Below are 16,124 nucleotides of genomic sequence, written 5' to 3'. Positions count from 1 at the left end.
TAAACCACAAAATTATAGAGGGTCGGGAGGCAAACCATGAAGCTTGTTGTCAATGAGCAGGAGTATGACGTCGAGGTCACTCCAGATATGCCGTTACTCTGGGTACTGCGCGACGAATTGGGCATCAAGGGCCCCAAATTCGGCTGCGGCATTGCAATGTGCGGAGCGTGTACGGTGCACATTGATGGCCGCCCGGTGCGCGCCTGCTCTTACCCGGCGTCTGCCGTGCAAGGTGCGGTGACCACCATCGAGGGCCTGGGACAACCGGACGCATTGCACACTGTGCAACACGCCTGGATTGAGCATCAGGTCGCCCAATGTGGCTACTGTCAGTCCGGACAAATAATGTCTGCCGCCGCGTTACTCGAGACCAATAACAACCCGTCGGATGCGGAAATTGACACCGCCATGTCGGGCAACCTGTGCCGCTGTGGCACCTACCCCAAGATTCGAGCGGCGATTAAGAGCGCAGCTCAAGCTTTGCGTTCACAATCGGTTCCACAGAATGATGACGCGGAGGGCACGGCATGAGCACATTGGGCAAAATAACCCGACGTACTTTTTTGGTCGGCTCCGTCGCCATCGCCGGTGGTGTCGCTTTCGGCTATTGGAAGTACAAACAACCAATAGAAAACCCGCTCAAATCCGACCTAGATGACTCGGCAACCGCACTCACGCCGTACATCATTATTGATCAGCAAGGTGTCAGCATTATTGCACCGCGGGCGGAGATGGGTCAGGGTGTACACACCACGTTGGCCGCCTTGGTTGCGGAAGAACTCGAAGTTGCACTGGACTCTATTAACGTGCTCCACGGCCCAGCATCGAATGCGTATTTCAACGCCGCCGTACTCGAAGAAGGCATTCCATTCGCAACGACCGATGTCAGCCGGACGGCTAACATGGTGCGCGAGTTCACCAAAGTTCCGGCCAAGTTTCTTGGACTTCAAATCACTGGCGGCTCGTCCTCTATACCCGATGCATTTTACAAGATGCGCATTGCCGGCGCAGCCGCGCGCGAAGTACTGCTACAAGCTGCGAGTACCCAACTAAACGTGGCGACCAGTCAACTTTCTGCCAACGAAGGCCAGGTTTTGGCCAGCGATGGCCGCAGCCTGGCGTACACCGAATTAGCGGTTACAGCGGCTAGGTTTGAACCGCCCAAGGAACCGGTACTTAAACCGCGATCTCAGTGGAAACTGCTGGGCAAGTCAATGCCACGAGTTGACGTAGTCGCTAAATCAACCGGCACTGCGGAGTTCAGTATCGATGTCGAGTTACCGGAGATGCTTTACGCCTCGGTCAGAATGAACCCCCGACTCGGCGCTCCGATGACCTCGTTCGACGCCAGCAAAGCCGAAACCATGCCCGGCGTGAAACGCATCATTCAAGTCAACAACGGCGTTGCAGCGGTGGCTAGCAACACTTGGTATGCGTTTAAAGCAGTTAATGCAGTGCAATGTAACTGGGCCAATGCAAGCTACGCCAACGATACTAAAGGGCTCCTTGCGGCGGTACGCGACAGCCTCACGGCAGATCATCAAGACAGTCAATTTCGTGACGACGGCGACGTCGAACAAACTCTGCAGTCTGGCCAAGTGATTGAGGCAGAGTATCAGGTACCGTATCTGGCACATGCGGCCATGGAGCCATTGAATGCCACCGCGTGGCTGCGCGATGGCAAACTCGATATCTGGGCAGGCAACCAGTTGCCAACTCAGGCACTCAAAGAAGGCGCAGCGATTACCGGCCTCGACGAAGAAAACATACGTGTTCACACAACGTTAATGGGCGGTGGCTTTGGGCGACGCGCCGAGATGGACTTTGTAATTCAAGCAATTCGTATTGCTAAAGAATTCGAAGGCACACCGGTTAAGACCACCTGGACACGTGAAGAAGACACTAGCCATGACTTTTATCGACCAATGGCAATCGCGCGTTTCAAAGCCAAACTCGAAAATAACACGATCGATACCTGTGATTTACATCTCGCCGCGCCATCTGTGGCTGAGTCACAGATGGGCCGTTTAGGTGTGCCAGTCGGTGGGCCGGACATCATGATCGTGCAAGCTGCCTGGGACCAACCATACGACATTAAAAACTATCGTGTTACCGGTTATCGCACACCCAAGGCCTTTCCGGTCAGCTCATGGCGTTCGGTCGGCGGCTCTCAGAATGGCTTCTTTCATGAAAGCATGCTAGATGAGATTGCTCATGCCGGCGGTTTGGACCCGTTGGAAATGCGGCTGCAATTAATTAATCATGATGTGTCTCGCAAGGTACTGGAGGCGGTAGCCGAACTCTCTGACTGGGGCCGCGAACGACCAAACGGACATGGCCTAGGGCTTGCCTTTGTTTTGTCATTTGGCGTACCCACGGCACAGGTGATCGAAGTTGCTGCGATTGATGACAGTATCAAGTTGGTCAAAGCTTGGGCTGCTGTGGATGTCGGTATCGCTCTGGATCCGCGCAATGTCAAAGCTCAGGTCATGGGCGGCATGAACTTCGGCCTAGCTGCTGCCATGATGGGACAAATTACGGTAAAAGACGGCGAGGTACAAGAACGCAACTTTCACAACTACCCTTCCTTGCGCTTCAATCAAGCACCTGAGATCGAGGTACGAGTATTGGAAAATGGCGACAAAGTCCGCGGCGTCGGTGAACCCGGCGTACCGCCGGCCGCACCAGCGCTCGCGAACGCGATTTTCGCAGCAACTGGAAAGCGAATCCGCGAGCTACCTTTCAGCAAGCACGTACGATTTAACTAAGCCCGCCGCGTAACGCTAATTTCCGTCTCCAGCTGTCGGGCGACTTCATTTGGCGAAGTCGTCCGACGGGCCACCAAACTGTACACCACAGGCACAATAAACACCGTTAGTGCCGTGGATGCGAGCACACCAAAGAGAATGACCGTCCCAATTACCAAACGCGTCTCGGCGCCTGCGCCACTGGCGAGAATTAGCGGAATTGTTCCGGCCACGGTAGTCAACCCCGTCATCACGATCGGACGCAATCGAGTCACCGAAGCGGTCAAAATTGCGCGCCGAAATCGGTAGCCCGCATCGCGGAGCTGATTCGCGAACTCGACGATCAAGATGCCGTTCTTCGCAGCCAGGCCAACCAACATTATCAAACCAATCTGCGAATAAATATTCAGAGATTGGCCGGTAACAGCCAAACCCAGTAGTCCGCCACCAATAGTCAGGGGTACCGTGGTCAAAATAATCAACGGATGCAAGAAGCTCTCGAATTGTGCTGCAAGAACCAAAAACACCACGGCAATCCCGAGTAAGAACACAAACATTATGGAACCACCCGACGTCATAAATGCGCGACTCTCACCCTTATAGTCAACCACAGCTTCGTCCGGCAAATGGGCATCTACAAGCGCTTCCAAGTGCGCCAATGCTTCGCCCAAACTAAGCCCATCGGCCAGGTTGGCATCCAGCGTGATAGCACGCACTCGATTAAACCGCGCTAGACTATTTGCAGCCCCGTACTCTTTGATATTTACCAGATTCGACAGCGGAATTAACTGGTTAGTCCGCGCGGAACGAACGTAGATATTTTGAATATCATTAAACGACCGTTGTTGACTGCGCTCACCTTCCAGAATGACGTCGTACTCTTCACCCCGCTCTAGATACGTGGTAACCCGACGCCCACCCATCATTGTTTCGAGCGTACGCCCAATTTCCGCAATGGTGACGCCGAGATCGGCGGCCCGTTCGTAATCCACAACAAAATCGATTTGTGGTCGCGTCTGCTTGAAATCACTGTCCAACCCCAAAAAGCCTGGGTTGTCTTCCTGAATCTTAGCCTTTAAGACATCGACCCATTCGGCAATTTCCTCATAGGTTGAGCCGCCGACCACAAATTGGACCGGTTTTTGCGTGCCACCACCAAAGCCTCGCCGCATGACTGGAAACGCACGAACCCCGGGTAGATCTTTGATACGTTCACGCACATCGTCCATGATTTCCCAACCAGAACGTCGCTGCGACCAATCGTTCAAAATCACAATCGCGATACCACTATTGAAACTCTCGATCGAGCCGAACGCGCGTGGCGCGCGCACCAGGAGTCGATTGATCTCTCCACTCTCCACCAAGGGCATCAGACGCGCCTCGATTTCGGTCATGTATTCGTTGATGTATTGAAAACTGGCACCTTCTGGACCGTTAACCAACAAAAAGAAAGCACCGCGATCCTCGGCCGGGCTGAACTCCTGCTCGATACCCTTGTATAACAAGCCCGAGACCACAATCAAAATACCAAATACCACCAGTGGAATGGCCGGCGCCCGAAAAGTACGCACTAAAATTCGGCGATATGCCCGGCGCGTCTTACGAAACAAATTGTCAACGCCGGCCACCAGGCGATTGGGCTTGGGTGTTTCGGACGACAAAATTTTAGAGGCCAACATGGTGGACAAGGTCAGCGCGACCAAAGAGGAAAACGCTACCGCTGCGGCAATGGTCAACGCAAACTCCGTGAACAGTTGTCCCAAATCTCCCTCCAAAAAGGTGATCGGTACAAATACCGCGATGAGTACCAATGTCGTTGCCACGACCGCGAACCCTACCTGTCGCGCGCCTCGATAAGCCGCGACTAACGGCGGCTCATTTTTTTCCTGAATCCGTCGCACGATGTTTTCCAGCACTACGATCGCGTCGTCCACCACCAGGCCAATCGCCAACACCAGCGCCAACAAAGTCAATAAATTAACCGAGAACCCGAAGGCGTAAATGGCGATAAACGTGGCAATAAGCGACACGGGAACCGTCACTGCCGGGATTAACATCACCCGAAAGCTGCCCAGAAAAAGATAAATTACGAATACCACACAGGCAATCGAGATGAACAACGTGCTGTACACTTCATTAATGGATGACTGAATAAAAATTGACGCGTCAAAACTCTGCTTGACAGACATTCCCTCCGGTAAATTTTTATTCAATCGTGCACTCAAGGCTTTCACCGCCCGAGCCACATCAATGGTATTTGCGGTCGACTGCCGTACAATACCTAAGCCCACCATCGGCTCCTTATTGCCACGGAAAAACGTGCGATCCTCTACCAGCCCTTTTTCGACGCGCGCCACGTCGCCCAGACGCACCAAATACCCGTCTTCCCCTTGCTGCAATACCAGTTTCGCGAAGTCCTCCGGCGTTTTGAAACTACGATCAACGCGTGCTTTAAAAAGTACTTCGTTCGATTCAATCGACCCCGCGGGTAGCTCTATGTTCTCGGCGCGCAAAGCCGACTCAACATTACTCACACTTAGACCACGTGCGGCCAACGCTTGTCGATCCAGCCAGATTCGCATCGCGTAACTCTGGCGACCGCCTACAATCACACGTGCGACGCCGTCCAGCGCCGAATATTGTTCAATCAAGTATCGACGCGCGTAGTCGCTTAACTCCGGCACCGTCAATCGATCACTCACCAAATTCTGCCAAAGGATCACGTCGTTGTTACTGTCGACCTTTTGAACCTCAGCAGGATCAGCCTCTTCGGGCAGGTTGTCCATCACGCCGGCAATTCGATCACGCACGTCATTCGCTGCCGAGTCGATATCACGGTTAATTGAAAATTCGATCACCACGCTGGAGCGTCCGTCAGTAGACGTCGATTCAATAAATTCAATCCCCGCTACACCCGCGACGCGTTCTTCTATTATCTGGGTGATGCGAGTCTCGACGATATTCGCAGGCGCACCCGGATAGTCCACCTGCACGGTCACGACCGGCGGGTCGATGTCTGGATATTCTCGCAAGGATAATCGCTCGAAGGCGACCAGACCAAAGGCAATCAGCAACAATGAAATTACGGCCGCAAACACTGGCCGTTTAACTGAAATATCCGACAGAATCATGAGGCGTCCTGACTTGGCGTCGCTTCCAACATTTGCTTAAGCGTTTCTCCCTTGCTTTCGATCGCCTGAATCGCCAGCAGGCCACCATCGCGCGCAGTCATGGTGCCATGCACCACCACCAGCTCATCGGCAGCCACACCATCAAGGACTTCTACTTCACCTTCGCGTCGCACACCGAGTTTTACCTCTCGGCGCTCTGCTCGATGCGCCTCGCCTTCTGGTATCGCCACCAATACGAACGCTTTATCAGCGTTGTGAATTATCGCCTCTTCCTGCACCACCAAAGTTTGACGTGGATTGTTGCGCAGTGTCACGCGCATCAATAAACCCGGTTTGAGTTGTCGCGACTCATTTTGAATTAAAGCTCGGGCGGTGATGGCGCGAGTAATGGGGTCGACGCGGCTATCGACGCTGGTTAATTCACCGTCGTAGCTTTGTCCTGGAAACGCCGCAGCCGTGGCCGAAATCTTCAATCCGGGAACCAATGTACGCAAAAACAATTCTGGGACTGAAAAGTCCAGTTGCATAACACTGTCGTCGTCGATTGTGGTAATCATAGCGCCTGGTTGCGCTAAAGCCCCCACGCTGATCTGCCGCAAGCCAACCACGCCATCAAATGGTGCAACTACTTTACGTTGTGCAATTCGGGCTTCAACAGCCTGCACTCGCGCCTGCGCAGTTTTCAGCAACCGTCGGCTCTCATCCAAGGCCGCTTCAGACGCAGCGCCACGACCAGCCAACGGCTCGAAGCGATTCACTTGACGACGCGCCTCTTCCACTAAGGCCTGCTCTTCGGCAAGTTCTGCCAACTCTTCCGAGGCATCCATTTCAACCAATAGCTCACCTTGCTTCACGCGCTGCCCATCACGGAAATGTACGGCAGTCACCAGTTCAGTCACGGTTGACGCTAGGGTCACGTTTTGTATTGACGTCAAGGTGCCAAGTGCCTCGATATCATCGGAAAAAGACGCCAGTTTAACCGGTGCGACAAACACGCCAGTCGCACCGCCATCATTCTGCGCCTGCACAGGCGTACCAACGGCAAGTAGCCAAACACTCAGGGTGAGGAATACAGATCTTAACAACATTATCTTTCTCTAAATTCAGCTTAGGCCAATATCGTTCGGTAGGATACCACCGCAAAAAGGCGGCAACGTGACGATTCGCTTACTGTAAACGAAAATAGTTCAAATTTTCGTTTAGTTTTTCACTCATCCAGGGAGCTCAACACCAGCATGGTTGCTGACCTGCCCCGCACCGGCATCTGTTAGGCGTTGACGTAGATCATCGGGTATCGGCGTGGACTGATATGCGCCACTGTCCACCATCACATACGTAATTTCGGAGGTGGCAATGTGCTTACCGGTCGGATGACAACGGTGTGTCAATGTCAACTGATACGAAGAGCGCCCGAGATGGGCCAGTGCGACGTCGATTGCCAGCACGTCGTCAAATCGAGCTGGTGCAACCCAAGTAGTGGTGAGTTTAACCACTTGAGTGTCGAGACCTCGCGCCAAAAGATCTTGGTAATTTCCCCACACCGCCCGAGAGAACTCCGTGGCAGCGACGTCGACGTATTCACCGTAACGCGCGTTGAAGACCACACCTTGCGCATCGCACTCTGCATAACGCACTCGCAAATAATGTGTGAATGGTTGTTGCACGATTCATTCTCCGGTTCTGGTTAGTGGCGTAATCAGCCATGAGTCGCCGGACAGCAGATCAACTTCAAGTCAGTCACAGCGAGTTCGGCGCGCCATGAAATTACATTTCAAACGGATATTACATCATTTTGCAGTAAACTAGTGCGATGAAAACACTTGCTCTAATTCACGTCATTATATGCTTCGCGCTCGCCGCGATGAACCATGCTGCGGCTACGTCTCTGATTGAAAGAGAAAACAACGACGGCGCATTGTGTGACCTCCCCTCGGCACGCAATGTAGCCTATTCAGCAGTCACCGCACTGCCAGTTTCAGCGCCCTCTTCACGCCACCAATACGGGGAATCAGAGGTCGAGATTGCCGAGCTATGGCTACCTTCGGGCGAGTCTAGCGTGGTGCCGGAAGACGGCTATCCGGTAGTGATTTTTATTCATGGCGGTTGTTGGTTGAACCAGTTCGACATCAGCCACAGCCATGCCATGAGCACCGCGCTAAGGCATGCTGGCTACGCAGTTTGGTCGCTCGAGTATCGTCGTACAGGCGACCCCAATGGCGGCTGGCCCAACACCTATACTGACGTGTTGAACGGCATTGATGCACTCTTCGAGCTTGACACCGTGCCGCTTGATTTAAGTCGCGTCGTACTAACCGGACATTCCGCCGGTGGCCATCTGGCATTGCTGGCCGGAAGCGATCGTACTGAACGGCTACAAGGCGTCATCGGCTTAGCGGCAATTGTGGATATCGAGCGTTACGCGCGTGGCAAAAATAGCTGCCAAACTGCAACACCTGCGTTTATGGGGGGCACACCGGATGAACTAGTACGGCACTACCGAGAAGCTAATCCAATTCATAGAACGCTGCACCCAATGACACGTTTATTACACGGTGACCTAGACTCGATCGTGCCGATTGAGCAAACACTAGCCCTACAAGAATTGACTCAGATCACCGAGGGAGCGGGCCATTTCGACTGGGTTCACCCTGGCACACCTGCGTTTAAGTCCTTATTACGAAATCTGGCGGAGTTACTACCATGACGTGTCCAGACTCAATTCGCGCACTGGATCAACAAGACCCCTTGAAGCATACCAGGGCGCTATTTGAATTGCCTGTTGAGACCCAGTATCTGGACGGGAACTCGTTGGGGCCGTTACCCCGTGCGAGCCGCCAACGACTCGAACACGTGGTACAGCAACAATGGGGACAAGACTTAATCACCAGCTGGAATAAACATGGCTGGATCCGGCTTTCACAGCAGGTCGGAGATAAGATCGGCACCTTGATCGGGGCCGCACCCGGGCAAGTTGTGTGTTGCGATTCAACTTCCGTCAACCTGTTCAAGGTGTTATCTACTGCACTGCAAATCCAAGCCAAACAGGGTCGGCATCGCATCGTTTCTCAGCGGGATAACTTCCCGACAGACTTATACATGGTCGAAGGCCTGGCCTCACTCCTTGGTGAAACACGATGCGAACTCGTCACGCTTGATACCAACCAATTAATCGATCACTTGGACAACTCGGTAGCCGTACTGATGTTGACACAAGTAAATTTTCGTACTGGCTATTGTCATGATATGCGCGCACTGACCGAAGCCGCGCATAAGGCAGGCGTGCTCGTTATCTGGGACCTGGCACACAGCGCCGGGGCGATGCCCCTATCACTGGACGAGTGGAAGGTTGACTTCGCCGTTGGTTGTGGATACAAGTATCTGAACGGCGGGCCTGGAGCGCCAGCCTTTGTGTATGCCGCCAGTCGCCATCACGGCGCACATACGCAGCCGCTAAGCGGTTGGATGGGACACGCCAAGCCTTTCGAGTTCAGCCCGAACTACACACCTGCACCTTCAATAAATCAGTATCTATGCGGCACACCCAGTGTATTGGCAATGAGTGCGCTGGATGCCGCGCTGGATGTGTTTGACGGCGTCGATCTAGAGACAATAAGAGCCAAGTCACTGGCACTCTCAGACTTGTTCATCAACATCCTACAAGCCGAAGAATGCTGGCATGAGTTCTGCCTATTAACCCCTGCCGAGCATGCTGAACGTGGTAGCCAAGTCGCATTGGCGCATCCGCACGGCTACGCGATCACACAAGCCTTAATCGCAGCGCGTTGCGTGGCCGATTTTCGCGCACCGGATGTTATCCGTTTCGGCTTTACGCCACTCTATCTACGCTACGAAGACGTTTGGCTGGCGGCACAAAAATTAATTCGTATCGTCCGTGAACAAGATTACTTGCGGCCCGAGTTCAGCAAAAGTACTGCCGGGCCGGTAACGTGACGGATCTAACGCGGCCCCATGCGAATTCCGCCATCCAATCGAATTACTTCACCATTTAGATAGTCGTTATCGACAATGTGTGCGGCCAACTTAGCGAATTCCTCGGCACGCCCCAGGCGCTTAGGAAACTGCACCGCTTGCTCCAGTGGTTTGACGAACTCCTCATTCAGCCCAGCCATCATTGGCGTCTCAAACACACCCGGCGCAATGGTATTAACGCGTACACCACGGGGGCCCAAATCTCGCGCAATCGGCAAGGTCATGGCAGCCACACCACCTTTACTCGCGGCATACGCCGCCTGACCAATCTGGCCTTCAAACGCCGCTACAGAGGCTGTATTGATAATCACACCACGCGCACCGTCCGCATCCAAGGGTTCCAATGCCAGCATCTTTTCCGCAGCTAGCCGCAATACGTTAAAGCTGCCGATCAGGTTCACATCAATCACCTGACGAAACTTATCCAACGCCAAGGCACCGTCACGACCGACCGTTTTGCCCGCTGGCGCAATACCCGCACAATTAATGCAAACTCGAATCTCACCGAGCTGCTCAGCGATCTTGTCCATCACCGCGGCAACGCTGTCGGCCTGCGTGACATCCGCTTCAAGATAAACGATTTGCGGATCGGCTGTGGGGTCTGGTATGCGACGATCCAGCACCGCCACCTTGGCACCATGGCGTACAAACCAATCCACACAAGCACCACCTAAACCGGACGCGCCGCCGGTGATCACGACCACTTTATCGGTAATATTCATTTCTAACCCTCAAGCAAACAGATGTTTACTGACTATAATTTTCTGTATTTGCGATGTGCCTTCATAAATCGTGGTGATACGCGCATCGCGTAGATAGCGCTCAACCGGGTGATCTTCCAAATAGCCCGCGCCACCTAAAAGCTGCACGGCCGTACCACACACTTTATTGGCTGTTTCACTGGCATACAGTTTGGCCATCGAGGCCTGCTTGGCATACGGTAATCCTGCTTGCTTATTGTAGGCCGCCTGCATGGTGAGTAAACGTGCGGCTTCCAGTTCAGTATAGGCATCGGCAACCATCCACTGCACACCTTGAAACTCAGATATTTTCTGATCAAACTGCGATCGCTCTTGGATGAATGCTTTCGCGTAATCCATCGCCGCAAACCCCAGCCCCAAGGCCAACGACGCGATGCCAATTCGGCCGCCGGTCAGTTCCGATACCGCAATTTTATAGCCATGATTCTCGCCCCCCATTAAGGCGCTGGCGGGCACACGACAATCAGAAAACACCACTTCATTGGTGCTCGACGCATGTTGCCCCAACTTTTTCTCAGCCGTGCCGATGGTAATACCCGGTGTATCCGCCTCAACCAAAAAGCAGGAAATACCGCGTCCTTTGGGCGCCGTTTTATCGGTCACTGCCCAGACCACAAATAGGCCAGCATACTCAGCACTGGTAATGTATAACTTGCTGCCGTTGAGCACCCAGTCATCGCCGTCACGTGTTGCGCTGGTGCGCATGGCGGCAGGATCCGATCCCGCTCCAGCTTCGGTTAAACAGAATCCTGCGGCCGGGTAAGTACCGTCACACAGACGCGGTAGATAGCGCGTTTTTTGCGCCTCATCAGCCACTGATTCGATCACCTCCGCCACCATATTATTGACGGACACCGTCACCGCGGTAGACGCACAGGCACTGGCGATCTCGGTAATCGCGAGACTGAATGCTACCGTACCAACATCACTGCCACCGTATTCGGCGCTGACATTTAGCCCCATGAAACCCAGCTCCGCCAGGGCATGCAAATTATGCAGGAATAAGGTGCGGTCGGACGCTACTTTCACTGCAGCCGGTGCCAAGACTGAGCCTGCAAAGTTTGCGGCAGTCTCTTGGATCAAACGCTGATCTTCAGTTAACGAAAAGTCCATGTCGGATCACACCAACTCAACCGCGATGGCAGTCGCTTCACCACCGCCGATACACAAGCTGGCGATGCCGCGTTTTTTATCCAGCCGCCGTAAGGCGTGTACCAGCGTCACGATAATCCGCGCACCAGATGCGCCGAGTGGATGGCCTAACGCACAAGCACCACCATTGACATTCACTTTATCGCGGGGAATTCCCAGCTCTTGCATGGCCGCCATGGTCACCACGGCAAAGGCCTCGTTAATCTCAAACAAGTCCACATCGTCAACCCGCCAATCGAGTTTTTGCAACAATTTTTGCATGGCACCGATCGGGGCTAAGGTGAACTCTTCCGGCTTCTGCGCATGGCTCTCATACGCAGAAATTTTCGCCAATGCGCTGGCGCCTCGAGCTGCCATGGCATCCTCGGTCATCAACACCAATGCAGCGGCGCCATCGGAAATAGAACTCGAGTTAGCCGCGGTGACTGTACCGTCTTTGGCGAATGCCGGTTTTAGCTGCGGGATTTTTTCTGGCTTTGCGGTGCGAACCTGTTCGTCTTCTACAACCGTCGTGACACCGCCGCGGCCTTGAATTTCGAGCGCTGCAATTTCATCGGTAAAATACGCTTTATCTGTTGCTTCGGTTGCGCGGCGCAGTGATTCAATCGCAAAGGCGTCCATGGCCTCACGACCGATCCCGAATCGATCGGCGGTTTGTTGACCAAACTCGCCCATCAAACGTCCACTGTCAGCGTCCTCTAACCCGTCGACAAACATCGAATCTTTGGTCGACTGGTGCCCCAGACGAAACCCCGCTCGTGCTTTGGGAAGCAGGTACGGCGCCAAACTCATACTCTCCATACCGCCAGCGACTACGCAGTCAACGCCGCCCAACTGCATTGCATCGGCTGCCAACATGACAGACTTCATACCCGAGCCACACACTTTACTCACCGTTGTACACGGTGTTGAGACGGGTAAGCTGGCTTTCAATGCCGCCTGCCGCGCTGGTGCCTGACCAACGCCGGCGCTGATCACATTACCCATGTACACTTCATCTACTTGATCAGGCTGAATGCCCGCAGCGGTCAGCGCAGCCTGAATGGCGACCGCTCCAAGTTGCGGCGCGGTTTGCGAAGACAAAGCACCCTGAAAGCCGCCCAGCGGCGTGCGCTTGGCACTCACGATATAAATCTCTTTAAGCATCATCAATCTCGCTATTGTCAGCCCGTCAGCGTCATTGCTGGTTCGCTGGAAGTTCGCAAAAGTATACCTTAAACATTACGTTTACGTAAACGTAAACCAAACAACACCGAGCCTCAACAACAAGCTTCAAAAAGTTCAATTAGAATTCTCGTGAATCTCCAGCTACACTGACGCTTTGTCCATCTAATCAAACAGCGTACCTATGCACAGTGTTGTGATTATCGGCGCTAGCCATGCGGCCACCGAAGCCATTGCCACCCTGCGAAAGCTGGGTTGGACTGACAAGATTATCCTGATCGGCGATGAACCTCATCTGCCTTACCATCGCCCACCATTGTCCAAAGCATTTTTGAAGGGTGACCTAAGCGCAGACAAGTTGCTCATCCGGCCGGAGTCTTTCTATCAAAAACACGATGTTGAATTGCATCTCGGTCGTCGCGCGGTCGAAATTGACCGACCTGCGAATCGGGTGGTTCTGGATAATGGCGAACAACTCGACTATCAATATCTGATTCTGGCGACCGGGACACGTGCCCGAAAACTGCCAGTGGACGGTGCGGATTCTGAACGCATACATTATTTGCGCACGTTGCAAGACGTGGAAGTAATCCAGGCTAAACTAACTGAAGGCACTAAAATGCTGATCGTTGGCGCTGGGTATATCGGGCTCGAAGTGGCGGCATCAGCGCTGCAGCTCGGCTGCCAGGTTACCGTGCTCGAAGCAATGGAACGAGTGCTTGCTCGTGTCACCAGTGAGACGGTGTCAGAGTTTTACCAACAAGTGCACCGAAACGCTGGCGTGGACTTACGCCTCAATGCGTCGGTCACAGGTTTTACGCACCAGCCAGATAACTCTCAAGCAGAATTGGGAGACGGGTCAAAGCTCGAGTTTGATATTGCCTTGGTTGGTATTGGTGTAGTGGCGAATACCGAACTCGCAGCCGGCGCTAGCCTGGTGTGTGACAACGGCATTGTGGTGAATGAACATGCGCAAACCAACGACCCGCATATTTATGCCGTTGGCGACTGCAGTTATCATCACAATCCATTTTATAACCGCCACCTGCGACTCGAATCGGTTCCGAATGCAGTTGAGCAAGCCAAAACTGCTGCCTCCAGCATTTGTGGACAAGCTATTGTCTACGATCAACTACCATGGTTCTGGTCTGATCAATACGATCTAAAACTACAAACCGCCGGTTTGTTTGACGGATTCGATCAGGTGGTGGTTCGCGGTGATCAAGCAACGCGTAAATTTTCAGTTTTCTATCTGCAGGACGGCCACGTCATTGCGGTGGATGCAATCAATTCACCGGCTGATTTTATGCTTGGCAAAAAGCTGATTCTGTCTCGCGCAACACCGGATACAGATGACCTGAGTAACCAGGAAGTGCCACTTAAGTCGTTACTCGTTTAATCACTGGCCGACACTAAGCGTGTGTGATTGGCGTCGTACTCAGCCAAAAAACGTGCTTGTCGCTGCGCGGCAATGCTTAAACCACCAAACAGCTGCTTCTGTAACCAGGCTGACGACAAATGGTACAAACGCCCGACTCGCGCAGAGTCTCGTTGTACTTTGTGTGCACGGGCTCGCCGCGTGTTTTGATAGAACTTCAAGGCCATTGGCAGGTTCGGCTCAGCCGCCAGTGAACGTTGCAGAACACGCGCATCCTCAATTGCCAAGGCCGCGCCGGACGCCATAAATGGCAACGTCGCATGCGCCGCGTCTCCCAACAAGGCAACTCGCCCCTGAGTCCACGTTGACATCGTTGGCAGATCACATAGCGTCCATCGGTAGCAGGCGTGCCGGTCGACCGCATCAATAAGTGTCTGAACCATGGGATGCCAGCCGCTGAAATCCTCTTTGAGTTCTTGCCATGGCGCGACACTAACCCAATCCAGTGCATCGCTGCGCCGGTTCTCGACCACACCAACAAAATTAAGCAATTGGCCGGCATCGACGTAGTAGACCACCATATGTCGCCCGGGTCCGACAAAGTTAGTGGCGATGAGCGGCATAAAGTCGCTCGGCAAGCGTGATACATCAATGACTCCGCGCCATGCCACGTTGCCTGTTTTGCGTGGTGCGACGCCGGGATTCATCTGTGTTCTGACTGCGGATCGGATTCCGTCCGCGCCAATCAGGCAATCGGCTTCTAATTGGAGGCTACCAGCTCGAACCCGTACGTGATTCACGTCGGCCTTAAATGTTTCGACCCGACTATTCATATGAATTTCGATACTCGATTCCTGCCGCACGGCATCAACGAGGACCTGTTGTAGGTGCGCGCGGTGGAGGTGGTAGTAAGGTGCACCGTAACGAGAAGCGTATGACGCACCAAGCTCGGCTGAATGAAATTGCGCTCCGCTTATCCCATGACGAAACACCGCCGCACCGGGCGCAACCGCATACTCTTCCAACGCAGCACCCAAACCGAGAGACAACAAGACTCGCATCGCGTTCGCACCACATTGCAGACCCGCCCCAAGTTCCAAAAACTCAGATTTTCGCTCAAGCAACGTCACGTGATGGCCGTCACGTGCTAAACACAACGCTGTGGTCAAACCACCAATACCGGCGCCCGCAATCACGATATTCATACTGACGCCTGCGCGGTGATAGCCTTGTTTGTGTTGACGCGATTCATAGTCGCGTAGTGTAACTGGGTTCGAACAAGAATCAATGCCGGGCTAAGTTACGCTGGTATTCCGCCACCGTGTTACAAATACAGCGATGGCACAACAGACCGCGGTCACAGTAATACCCCACAGCACATCGGCGACCACCAATTGCCAGGTCCACCCGTCGAGTACGGCAAAGTTGGTGAGCGCGTAAGTACCATAAGCCAAGCCGCCGGTAGTTCCGCCGTAGACTACAGCCAAACGTGGTGAGCCACGCTTAATTGCAGGTCTACAAAAAAACACGGCCGCCGCCGCATACAGAATATAGAACAGCACTGCGGCCAGCACATTCGCGTCCTGCGCCATCAAATGATTCACCTGAGTTCGATACATCCCAACCACGACTTGACTGATCCAGATCGAGTCCAACACAAGAAAACTGGTCAAAAAACCAAGAAACGCAATAACATAGTTCATGCACAGCACGATACTACTCAGACGTGAGCATCGCGTCATTGAATTGAACACACGCTGTCTTGCTTGGTGAGGCGCGCACAAGTCCATTATACTGCCAG

Annotated in this window: 13 protein-coding genes; 5 read left to right on the top strand and 8 right to left on the bottom strand. The window is 53.5% G+C overall.

All coding sequences use genetic code 11. From position 1 onward, the window contains the following. Positions 1-36 precede the first annotated feature (36 nt). Both IE055_RS01620 and IE055_RS01615 read left to right on the top strand, forming a co-directional pair. The gene (locus tag IE055_RS01620; RefSeq protein WP_189398259.1) at positions 37-531 is read left to right on the top strand and encodes a (2Fe-2S)-binding protein; all 495 of its coding nucleotides are present in this window, start codon (positions 37-39) and stop codon (positions 529-531) included. Beyond that, positions 528-2,768 carry a xanthine dehydrogenase family protein molybdopterin-binding subunit gene (locus IE055_RS01615; protein WP_189398258.1) on the top strand — a complete coding sequence of 747 codons (2,241 nt, stop codon included), beginning with the start codon at positions 528-530 and terminating at the stop codon, positions 2,766-2,768. Before IE055_RS01620 ends, IE055_RS01615 begins: the two co-directional genes overlap by 4 nt. Here IE055_RS01615 and IE055_RS01610 read toward each other — a convergent pair. From IE055_RS01610 to IE055_RS01600, 3 genes are all read right to left on the bottom strand, one after another. Continuing rightward, positions 2,765-5,878, bottom strand: coding sequence for an efflux RND transporter permease subunit (locus IE055_RS01610; RefSeq protein WP_189398257.1), 3,114 nt, complete (start codon positions 5,876-5,878; stop codon positions 2,765-2,767). The genes IE055_RS01615 and IE055_RS01610 overlap by 4 nt on opposite strands. Further along, on the bottom strand, positions 5,875-6,966 hold the full coding sequence (locus tag IE055_RS01605; RefSeq protein WP_189398256.1) for an efflux RND transporter periplasmic adaptor subunit: 1,092 nt from the start codon (positions 6,964-6,966) through the stop codon (positions 5,875-5,877). Before IE055_RS01605 ends, IE055_RS01610 begins: the two co-directional genes overlap by 4 nt. A gap of 123 nt (positions 6,967-7,089) precedes the next feature. After that, positions 7,090-7,542, bottom strand: coding sequence for an acyl-CoA thioesterase (locus IE055_RS01600; RefSeq protein WP_229794071.1), 453 nt, complete (start codon positions 7,540-7,542; stop codon positions 7,090-7,092). Positions 7,543-7,688: 146 nt separating this feature from the next. On the opposite strand from IE055_RS01600, the gene IE055_RS01595 reads away from it, so the two are divergent. Together IE055_RS01595 and kynU are read left to right on the top strand one after the other, a co-directional pair. Beyond that, positions 7,689-8,582, top strand: coding sequence for an alpha/beta hydrolase family protein (locus IE055_RS01595; protein ID WP_189398255.1), 894 nt, complete (start codon positions 7,689-7,691; stop codon positions 8,580-8,582). After that, complete coding sequence (gene kynU / locus IE055_RS01590) at positions 8,579-9,829, top strand: kynureninase (RefSeq protein WP_189398254.1); 1,251 nt, start codon at positions 8,579-8,581, stop codon at positions 9,827-9,829. Before IE055_RS01595 ends, kynU begins: the two co-directional genes overlap by 4 nt. A 5-nt stretch (positions 9,830-9,834) precedes the next feature. On the opposite strand, the gene IE055_RS01585 is transcribed toward kynU, so the two are convergent. Genes IE055_RS01585 through IE055_RS01575 form a run of 3 tightly spaced genes read right to left on the bottom strand, consistent with a single transcriptional unit; the run spans position 9,835 to position 12,930 of the window. Next, the gene (locus IE055_RS01585) at positions 9,835-10,590 is read right to left on the bottom strand and encodes an SDR family NAD(P)-dependent oxidoreductase (RefSeq protein WP_189398253.1); all 756 of its coding nucleotides are present in this window, start codon (positions 10,588-10,590) and stop codon (positions 9,835-9,837) included. A 9-nt stretch (positions 10,591-10,599) separates the two neighbouring features. Continuing rightward, positions 10,600-11,742: an acyl-CoA dehydrogenase family protein gene (locus IE055_RS01580; RefSeq protein WP_189398252.1), complete on the bottom strand. Its 1,143-nt coding sequence runs from the start codon at positions 11,740-11,742 to the stop codon at positions 10,600-10,602. A gap of 6 nt (positions 11,743-11,748) precedes the next feature. Beyond that, on the bottom strand, positions 11,749-12,930 hold the full coding sequence (locus IE055_RS01575) for a thiolase family protein (RefSeq protein ID WP_189398251.1): 1,182 nt from the start codon (positions 12,928-12,930) through the stop codon (positions 11,749-11,751). A 199-nt stretch (positions 12,931-13,129) separates the two neighbouring features. Between IE055_RS01575 and IE055_RS01570 the strand changes: the two genes are divergently transcribed. Beyond that, positions 13,130-14,344, top strand: coding sequence for an NAD(P)/FAD-dependent oxidoreductase (locus IE055_RS01570; protein WP_189398250.1), 1,215 nt, complete (start codon positions 13,130-13,132; stop codon positions 14,342-14,344). Here the strand turns inward: IE055_RS01570 and IE055_RS01565 are convergent. Next, positions 14,341-15,528: an FAD-dependent oxidoreductase gene (locus IE055_RS01565; RefSeq protein WP_189398249.1), complete on the bottom strand. Its 1,188-nt coding sequence runs from the start codon at positions 15,526-15,528 to the stop codon at positions 14,341-14,343. The two genes, IE055_RS01570 and IE055_RS01565, sit on opposite strands and share 4 nt — an antisense overlap. A 90-nt stretch (positions 15,529-15,618) precedes the next feature. Beyond that, positions 15,619-16,026: a DUF2177 family protein gene (locus IE055_RS01560; protein WP_189398248.1), complete on the bottom strand. Its 408-nt coding sequence runs from the start codon at positions 16,024-16,026 to the stop codon at positions 15,619-15,621. Between the last annotated feature and the right edge of the window lie 98 nt (positions 16,027-16,124).

Origin of the sequence: Arenicella chitinivorans (genome assembly GCF_014651515.1) — a bacterium.
GTDB lineage: Bacteria > Pseudomonadota > Gammaproteobacteria > Arenicellales > Arenicellaceae > Arenicella > Arenicella chitinivorans.
This window is presented reverse-complemented; position numbering and strand designations above follow the sequence as displayed.